Below are 8,572 nucleotides of genomic sequence, written 5' to 3' on the forward strand. Positions count from 1 at the left end.
AAGGATGTCGAGACAACAATCTCGTCATCCTGCGCATGGTTGATGATTGCCCATATCCGCAGAGTTCTGCGAAAAATCAATCAAACCGCTTTCTGATTCAGGCTCTGAGGGAAAAGTGACCCACCATTCCGACCGCGGCTGTCAATATGTGTCCATTCGCTACACGCAAAGACTGGCTGAAGCGGGGCTCGTTGCTTCTGTCGGCAGTGTTGGGGATTCCTATGATAACGCCTTGGCAGAGACCATTAACGGGCTCTACAAAACCGAACTCATCTATCGGCAGGGGCCATGGAAAAACAGGGAAACTGTTGAACTGGCAACACTTAAATGGGTCGACTGGTTCAATAATCGGCGGCTCCTGTCCTCCATTGGAAACATCCCGCCAGCAGAAGCTGAGGCACGCTTTTATGCACAACAGAAATCACATGCATTAGCCGCTTAAATCAGATAAAAAACGTCTCCACAAAACCCGGGGCAATTCACTTCACCTTTATCGCGCTGATCGTCATCTCGCTGTTGCTGGATGAGGCTGGGTTCTTCCATTGGGCCGCCCTGCACGTCGTACGCTGGGGCAAAGGGCGAGGCCGGACGCTATTCCCGCTGATCGTGGTGCTGGGAGCGGCCATTGCAGCGGTTTTCGCCAATGACGGCGCGGCGCTGCTGCTGACGCCCATTGTCATCGCTATCCTGACGCAACTGCGCCTGAGCCATGGCGCGGCGCTGGCCTTTATTATCGCCACTGGGTTCGTCGCGGATACCACCAGCCTGCCGCTTGTCATTTCCAACCTGGTGAACATCGTCAGCGCCAATTTCTTTGGCATTGCGTTTGATCGCTATGCCGCGATCATGGTCCCTGTCGATCTGGTGGCGCTGGGCGCGACGCTGGCTGTGCTTTGGCTGTGGTACTGGCGGCAGGTGCCTGCGACCTATCCCGTCGCCGAACTGCCAGCACCCGCTGCGGCAATTCGTGACCACCATGTATTTCGGGCGGCATTTCCGCTGCTGGTCCTCGTTCTGGCGGCCTATTTCCTGACAGCGCCGTTTCATATCCCGGTCTGTGTTGTAGCCTGTCTGGCCGCCGGAACCCTGTTGCTCGTCGCCGGATATGGCCGGGTGATCCCTGTTCGCAAGGTGCTGATGGGCGCACCATGGCAGATCGTGATCTTCTCGCTGGGCATGTATCTGGTGGTGTATGGCCTGCGCAATGCCGGGCTGACCGACTACCTTGCGGCCGCACTGGTCTGGCTTGGCCATCAGGGGCCGTTCATCGCCACCATCGGCGCCGGCTTTCTGGCGGCTGTTCTGTCGTCCATCATGAACAATATGCCGAGTGTGCTGGTCGGGGCACTGGCGATCCAGCAGGCGCACGACATCACGCCGCTGACACGCGACCTGATGGTCTATGCCAACATCATCGGCTGCGACCTCGGGCCGAAATTCACGCCGATCGGCAGTCTCGCGACACTGCTCTGGCTGCATGTGCTGGCGTCCAGGAACCATCGGGTCACGTGGGGGCAATATATGAAGGTGGGTCTGGTGATCACACCTCCCGTCCTGCTGGTCACACTCCTGGCGCTGGCCCTGTGGCTGCCTCTAATCAGCCAGCCGTAATGCATGAATGGACCGATATCACAATGACTGAACCTGACTTGCCGGCCCTTCACCCCGAATATCTTGAACAGGTCGATCTCGCGCGGCTGGAACCGCAACCGCGTGTGGACCATCCGCCGCGTATCCTTCTGCTCTATGGCTCTTTACGCCCCCGATCCTTCAGCCGGTTGCTGGTGCTTGAGGCAGAACGCATCCTGAAGGTGCTGGGGGCCGAGACACGGGTGTTCGACCCGACCGGCCTGCCGGTAGCGGATTCCGTGCCCGCAAGTCATTCGAAGGTGCGGGAACTGCGGGAACTCTCGATCTGGTCTGAAGGCCAGGTCTGGTGCAGCCCCGAACGGCACGGCAACATCACTGCCGTGTTCAAGAACCAGATCGACTGGTTGCCCCTGACGGAAGGCTCGATCCGCCCGACGCAGGGCCGCACGCTGGCGGTCATGCAGGTTTCGGGCGGATCGCAGAGCTTCAATTCCGTCAATGCCCTACGGGTGCTGGGCCGGTGGATGCGGATGTTCACCGTCCCCAATCAGTCCAGCGTGCCGATGGCCTATACCCAGTTCGGTGACGATGACCGGATGAAGCCATCCCCCCTCTATGACCGGATGGTAGATGTCATGGAGGAGCTGATGAAGTTCACATGGCTGCTGCGCGACCGGGCCGACTACCTCGTTGATCGCTACAGCGAACGCAAGGCGGAATTCCGTCTCCCGGAAAGTCTGTGAGCCGGGCAATGGCGGAACAGTTCGATGTTGTGATCGTGGGAGGCGGTCAGGCGGCCCTCGCCGCGTCGTATTTTCTACGACGGACCGGACTGCGTTACGTCATTCTTGATAACGGGACGCAGGCGGGTGGTGCATGGGTGCATGGCTGGGACTCCCTGCATCTGTTTTCACCCGCGTCCTACAGTTCGCTGCCCGGCTGGCCGATGCCAGACACGCCGGATGGCGGCTATCCGACCCGTGACGAGGTGTTGGACTATCTGCACCGCTACGAGGCGCGCTATGCGCCGCCGATCCGCCGTCCGGTCATGGTCGAGTGTGTGGAGCGCGCGAACGGAAAACTTCTGACTGTCAGAACCAGCGCGGGTGATTTTCTTGGCCGTGCGGTTATCGGGGCGACCGGTACGTGGTCAGCCCCCTTTGTTCCCGATGTCGCGGGGCGTGACCTCTTCGGCGGGACGCAACTCCATTCCAGCCATTACCGGAATGCCGCGCCCTTTGCCGGCCGACGTGTACTGGTGGTGGGTGGGGGCAACTCCGGGGCACAGATTATGGCGGAGCTGTCGCTTGTCGCTCAGGCAACATGGGTCACGCTGCATGATCCCATCTTTCTGCCCGATGACGTGGACGGACGGGTCCTGTTCGAGCGGGCGACCGCTCGCGTTCTCGGCGGCCCGTCGGCCATGCCCACCAGCGGCTTTGGCGATATCGTCATGGTCCCACCTGTGCGCGCCGCCAGGGAGCGAGGCGTGCTCCACGCGGTGCGCCCGTTTGGACGTGTGACGGCGACGGGCGTCGTCTGGCCCGACGGGCGGGAAGAAGCCATCGATAGGATCATCTGGTGTACCGGCTTCCGACCCGCGCTCGGTGTATTTGCATCACTCGACGTGATCGAGCCGGACGGCTTGATCCGTGTTAACGGGCAGCAGGCCGTCAGGGAGCCACGTCTCTGGCTGCTGGGTTATGGCTCCTGGTGTGGGCCCGCATCCGCCACGCTGCTGGGCGCCGGCCGTGTCGCCAGATCCATGGTCCGGCAACTGGCGGCCTGGCTTGCGTCGCCGATATAGAAGGTCTGCTTATCGAAACTTTGAGCAAGTCTGAACACGGCCGAGAAGAGGCGACACTCGCCGTCATAATCGTCTTCCACCACATAGGCTCCGGTCGCGCTGGCCCATGCGAGCAACTGCTGACGTCGGGCCACCGGCATGACGCCGCCAAGGGGAAACTGGTGGGAAGGCGTCACATAGGCCAGACGTGCGTTCGTGTGGGCCAGAAGGCCCGTATCAAGGCCGTCTTCGCGGGCGGAAACGGCAACCGGCACCGCCCCGGTCGCCGCGAATGCCTGCCGGGCCAGGTGGTAGCAGGGATTTTCCACGACAAACCTGTCCGCAGGATCAAGCAGGATGCGCGCGCACAGATCAAGACCCTGTTGCGAGCCGCTGACGATGATGATTTGTTCCGCGTCGCAGCGGATGCCGCGCGCACGCCACAGATAGCCCTGCAGCGCCGTGCGCAGCCTTAGCGAGCCTTCCGGACGGCCATAAGTCAGCCGGTCTGGCCGATGCGATGCGGCGGCCGAGAGCGCGCGCTTCCACAACAGGGTCGGGAAATCCGCCGTGGACAGGTCGCCATAGCGGAAGTCGATGACCGGCTCCCGACCGACTGCCGCAGGGGTGGCCCAGTCCGCCAGCATTTTCATCCGTTCGCCATAGGCGGACAGCCGATGCCGGGACCGGGACCGGGGACGCACGCTCCCCGCATCTTCGGCCGGGATCGGCAGAAGCGGCGCAACCCGCGTGGGCGCACCCTGACGGCTTTCAAGGAAGCCTTCGGCCAGAAGCTGTTCGTAGGCCGATGTCACGGTCGTACGCGCAACACCGAGTTCGGACGCCAGCGCGCGGGTGGAGGGCATGGCCGCACCAGGCTGATACAGCCCCTCCCCGATCTGCGCCTTCAGCGCCTCGTAGATCCGACGCCCGCCCAGCCGCCTTGTGCGGGATGGCTTCGGATCGGCATCGTCGGACTGGACTGTCATTATTTACCGGAACTGGACGTTAAGAATAGTCCAGTCTCGCGCTACTTTTCCGAAAAGCCAAGGAGTAATCCATGTACGTTCCATCCGCTTTTCGAGAAGACGACCCCGATACGATGCGTGCGATCATCCGCAACGTCCGTCTGGCGCAGTTTGTCACCGCGACGGCCACGGGGCCGATCGCAACACCGCTGCCGATGTTTCTGGACCCGGATGAGGGCGAATTCGGGGTGCTTTACGGGCATCTCGCGAGGCCCAACCCGCAATGGCAGGAACCCGTGCTCGGCGAGGCACTGGCGATCTTCATGGGCGCGGACGCCTATGTCAGCGCTGGCTGGTATCCCTCAAAGCAGGTCAACCACAAGGTCGTCCCGACCTGGGATTACGAAGCCGTGCAGGCATTCGGTCCGGTAGAGTTCTTCAGCGATACGAGCCGCCTGCTCGATGTCGTCACACGCCTGACAGACCGGCACGAAGCGCACCAGAAAACGCCGTGGCATGTCACGGATGCGCCGGATTCCTTCATTCAGGGACAGCTCAAGGGCATCGTCGGGCTGCGCCTGCCGATCACCCGGCTGGTGGGCAAGCGCAAGATGAGCCAGAACCGCTCGGCCGAGGATCGGGCGGGCGTCGCCCATGGGCTGGCGGAAAGCAGCGATCCGCTGGATCGTGCAGTTGCCGGCATGATTCCGCTGGATGGCGAGTAAGACAGCGCTTCCTGTTCTTGACATATCATTCCAGAACGCCGATATGTCAGGACATGGCAAGACCCAAGGCATTTGACCGGGATGCGGCCCTGGCCGCAGCAATGAAGACTTTCGCGACCTACGGGTACGAAGGAACGTCGACCGCATTACTCGTCAAAAGCATGGGGATCGGCCGTCAGAGCCTGTACGACACTTTCGGGGATAAGCATGCGCTGTATCTTGAAGCGCTGCAGCACTACTGCTTCGACAGTGTCGGACAGCTCGCGGCAGCACTCCAGTCGGCCGGTTCTCCTCTGGCCAGAATTGAAGCCGCCCTGCTGGGGTTCGCGACCCGCATTCAGGATGACACCATGTGTCTTGGCGTAGGCTCAATATGTGAATTTGGCCGACGTGACCGGGAAGTGGCCGCCATTGGCAAATCATCGGCCGCGAGCCTGCAGAACATTTTTGCCGCAACGATCCAGCGCGGCAAGGATCTTGGCGAAATCCCGCCGGAGATCGACCCGAAGGATGCCGCACGGTTCATCAATGCAACGTTCATCGGGCTGAAAGTCATGGCACGCGGGGGCGCAACACACGACGACCTGCGCGCCACCGTACAGATGGCCCTGCGCTGTCTTGGCTAGGCGAAAGCTCCCTTTTTTGCTCTTTATTTGACTGCTCGTTCCAGAACCATAAACGAACAGCCAGCAGATCGACCAGGAGTTTTCAACAATGAGCCTTTCACTGACCGGAAAAGTTGCTTTTGTTACCGGCGGATCGCGCGGGATCGGCGCTGCCATTGTCCCCCGCCTCGGCCGCGTAACGACCAGCGAGGCGATCGCGCTGGATGCGTGAGCGCATGGCGGACGTCTGCGCGTCTCGCGATTCCCGGCGAGATCGTTCATGAACGTCGGAACATCGTCGCCTACCCAAGGCTCGGATCGACTACCTCCAGGCACCTGGAAAATCTTGAGCGTCGCGGCGATCGGATCTTTCATGGCGCCACTGGGTCTGGGGATGATGTGCGTCTATCCGCTCATTGGCCGTCTGAGTGACCGGTTTGACGCGCGCAATCTGACCGGTTGCGGGGCTCTTTTGTCGTTGGTCGGAACAGTGATTTTGGTGGTGCTTGCTTATAGCGGTCTGAACGTCGTCCTGCTGACCATAGCATTGTTGTTGCGTGGCGGCGGCGCGGGTGCCGTCGGCATTCCGGCGATGAGTGCGGGATACGCTTCGATCGCACGCGCGGATATCCCGATGGCAACGACTGCGCTGAACATCATGCAAAGGATCGGAGGGCCGATGTTGATTACAGCGTGCGCCACATTCCTCGGGTGGCGGCTTGCGATAGTCGGTCCGTCTCATGTCGCATCAGACGCTTATGCCGAAACATTTGGGTTGCTCGCGTTATGTCATGGCGCTTTGTTGCTCACCACGCGCTTCATCAAGCCTTCGGAAAAGAAACACCAGATCGGACTGTCCTGAACCGTCGGCATGGATGCTCACCTGAGAAAATAAAAGTCACCCAGACAAGCTTGGCCAACGTCGTCCGCTTTGGGAGCATTTGTTTGTGCTTCGGATTGTCCGACATGAGGCGATAGCTGCCTGTCGCTCCGGCATTTCTCTGCATTTCTGTCCACACTATGCTATGAGAACAAAAGGTGATTATATCGGGAATAACAGGCCGTGCCGATCCGCCCTGAACTGAAGCCGCTCTATCCGGCTGACTGGCCGCAGATCAGCCGGTCTGTGCGCTTTGAACGGGCGCAGGGACGCTGCCAGCGGTGCGGCCGCCCGCACGGTGAGCGGGTCCGGACGGTCGCCCCGGGCCTGTGGTTCGACGCCGGGCAGGGGGTGTGGCGCGATGCCCGGGGCCGGGTGACACGCTGTCCCGACCTGATCGGGCTGATCGGCCTGCACGAGACCCGGGTGGTGCTGGCGGCGGCGCATCTCGACCACGACCCGCGCAACAACCGGTGGCGCAATCTGCGCGCCCTGTGTCAGCGCTGCCACCTGCAGCATGACCGGGCCTGGCACGCAGCCCAGCGCCGCCTGACCTGGAAATCCCGGTCCGCGCTGGGCGATCTGTTCGAGGGGCCGTATCGTCCCGGAATCCTCGGGATCGAGGCCGCACAGGCCCGCGCCGGCACCCTGACCGATGGATGATCCGTCTCTTCCGCTGGTCCGCCTGGCGGAAGCCCTGCTGTTCCGCAGCAGCAATCCGGTGTCGCAGACCGCTCTGGCCCGGGCGCTGGGCCAGGACGTGGATGTGGGGGTCATCATGGCCCGGGTGGCGGCGCGGACGGCGGGGCTGGGCTTTGAGCTGGTGCCGGCCGCAGACGGCTGGATGTTCCGCACCGCCGCCGATCTCGGCGAGGCGCTGCGGGCCGCGACCCGGGAGCGGCCGCAACGGCTGCCGCGGGCAGTGCTGGAGGCGCTGCTGCTGATTGCCGCCCGCCAGCCGGTGACCCGGCCGGAGATTGAAAGCTTCCGGGATGCGCCGCTGCCGCAGCAGACGCTGGCGACGCTGCAGGCGCAGGGCCTGATCCGCAGCCCCGGCCGCAAGCCGGTGCCGGGCCAGCCGCTGCTGTGGGTGACCACGGAGCGGTTTCTGGCTCTGTATGGCGTGCGGTCGCTGACTGATCTGGATCCGCTGCTGGAGGGGCTCAGAGGGCCGCTCTGAGGCGGGGCCGGGCGGTTTTCCGCCGTTTCCTTTAATCAGGAGCCGGGTTTCTGAGGCGTGGTAATGCCCTCTTACCACGCCTCAGAACAGGCTTGCCTTAATCGGGGCAGAAGGGCAGACTCCTGCAGGTAAACAAGGTGAGGAGAGGTGGAGTGCACCCGGGACAGCTGCCTGAACGTCGTGCGGTTCTGTGAGCGAGAGCGGAGACGATCTTCCCGCACCGGCGCCCGCTGACAGGGCGTCTGACGCCGGGGTGGCGTGTGGGCCGTCCCCGGGTTCATTGCAGCAGGCGATCGAGGCCGCGAAGGAAACCGCGCGGACAGCCGCGCATGCGCCGGAGACGCTGCGGGCCTACGCCCATGACTGGCAGGATTTCTGCCGCTGGTGCCACGGGCACGGCACTGTTTCGCTTCCGGCCGCCCCGCCGGTCGTGGCGGCCTGGTTGCACGAACTGGCGCCGCGCTACAGCCGTGCGTCGCTGAACCGCCGTCTGGCGGCCATCGGCTATGCGCACCGGATGAACAATCTCGAGTGGAGCGGCGGGCATGCGGCGATCCGCGCCACGCTGCGGGCGATCGGGCGGCTGTATGGCCGGCCGCAGAAACAGGCGGCGGCGCTGACCTCGAAGGAAATCCGGAAACTGGTCGCGCCGGAGAAAACCCTGACCGACCTGCGCGACCGGGCGCTGCTGCTGATCGGTTTCGCTGCGGCGTTGCGGCGCTCGGAACTGGTGGCCCTGACCGGCGGGACGGTCCGGGTCACCGCGACAGGTCTGATCCTGACCATCGCCCGCAGCAAGACCGACCAGGAGCAGCAGGGCGAGGAGGTGGCGATCCCG

General features: G+C 62.9%; 9 protein-coding genes and 4 pseudogenes. 12 read left to right on the plus strand and 1 reads right to left on the minus strand.

Going from position 1 to position 8,572, the window contains the following annotated elements; all coding sequences use genetic code 11:
• The 5 genes and pseudogenes from GOB85_RS17775 to GOB85_RS17795 all read left to right on the plus strand — a co-directional run.
• Positions 1-96 (plus strand): annotated as a pseudogene (locus GOB85_RS17775) (IS5/IS1182 family transposase); the annotation flags it as partial.
• Positions 97-109: 13 nt separating this feature from the next.
• A pseudogene (locus GOB85_RS17780) lies at positions 110-442 on the plus strand (integrase core domain-containing protein); the annotation flags it as partial.
• A gap of 41 nt (positions 443-483) precedes the next feature.
• Positions 484-1,611 (plus strand): annotated as a pseudogene (locus GOB85_RS17785) (arsenic transporter); the annotation flags it as partial.
• 23 nt (positions 1,612-1,634) lie between these two features.
• Positions 1,635-2,333, plus strand: a complete 699-nt coding sequence (gene arsH, locus GOB85_RS17790; protein WP_025440028.1) for an arsenical resistance protein ArsH — start codon at positions 1,635-1,637, stop codon at positions 2,331-2,333.
• An 8-nt stretch (positions 2,334-2,341) separates the two neighbouring features.
• Positions 2,342-3,397 (plus strand): ArsO family NAD(P)H-dependent flavin-containing monooxygenase, encoded by a 1,056-nt coding sequence (locus GOB85_RS17795; protein ID WP_173578738.1) that lies wholly within the window; start codon positions 2,342-2,344, stop codon positions 3,395-3,397.
• Here the strand turns inward: GOB85_RS17795 and GOB85_RS17800 are convergent.
• A complete protein-coding gene (locus GOB85_RS17800; protein WP_173578737.1) occupies positions 3,292-4,365 on the minus strand; it encodes an aminotransferase-like domain-containing protein in 1,074 nt (357 codons plus the stop codon). The genes GOB85_RS17795 and GOB85_RS17800 overlap by 106 nt on opposite strands.
• A 71-nt stretch (positions 4,366-4,436) precedes the next feature.
• Here GOB85_RS17800 and GOB85_RS17805 point away from each other — a divergent pair, with 71 nt between their 5' ends.
• The 7 genes and pseudogenes from GOB85_RS17805 to GOB85_RS17835 all read left to right on the plus strand — a co-directional run.
• A complete protein-coding gene (locus GOB85_RS17805) occupies positions 4,437-5,069 on the plus strand; it encodes an FMN-binding negative transcriptional regulator (RefSeq protein WP_173578736.1) in 633 nt (210 codons plus the stop codon).
• Positions 5,070-5,122: 53 nt separating this feature from the next.
• Positions 5,123-5,695, plus strand: coding sequence for a TetR/AcrR family transcriptional regulator (locus GOB85_RS17810; RefSeq protein ID WP_173578735.1), 573 nt, complete (start codon positions 5,123-5,125; stop codon positions 5,693-5,695).
• 88 nt (positions 5,696-5,783) lie between these two features.
• Positions 5,784-5,906: a hypothetical protein gene (locus tag GOB85_RS19630; RefSeq protein ID WP_277875958.1), complete on the plus strand. Its 123-nt coding sequence runs from the start codon at positions 5,784-5,786 to the stop codon at positions 5,904-5,906.
• Between the two features lie 132 nt (positions 5,907-6,038).
• Positions 6,039-6,536 (plus strand): annotated as a pseudogene (locus GOB85_RS17820) (DHA2 family efflux MFS transporter permease subunit); the annotation flags it as partial.
• A gap of 201 nt (positions 6,537-6,737) precedes the next feature.
• Positions 6,738-7,217, plus strand: coding sequence for a hypothetical protein (locus GOB85_RS17825; protein WP_173578734.1), 480 nt, complete (start codon positions 6,738-6,740; stop codon positions 7,215-7,217).
• Positions 7,210-7,734, plus strand: a complete 525-nt coding sequence (scpB, locus tag GOB85_RS17830) for an SMC-Scp complex subunit ScpB (protein ID WP_173578733.1) — start codon at positions 7,210-7,212, stop codon at positions 7,732-7,734. Before GOB85_RS17825 ends, scpB begins: the two co-directional genes overlap by 8 nt.
• A gap of 280 nt (positions 7,735-8,014) precedes the next feature.
• Positions 8,015-8,572, plus strand: a 558-nt coding sequence (locus GOB85_RS17835) for a tyrosine-type recombinase/integrase (RefSeq protein ID WP_194298831.1), incomplete at its 3' end; no start/stop codon positions are given.

It is taken from the genome of Acetobacter fallax, assembly GCF_011516735.1.
Taxonomy (GTDB): domain Bacteria; phylum Pseudomonadota; class Alphaproteobacteria; order Acetobacterales; family Acetobacteraceae; genus Acetobacter; species Acetobacter fallax.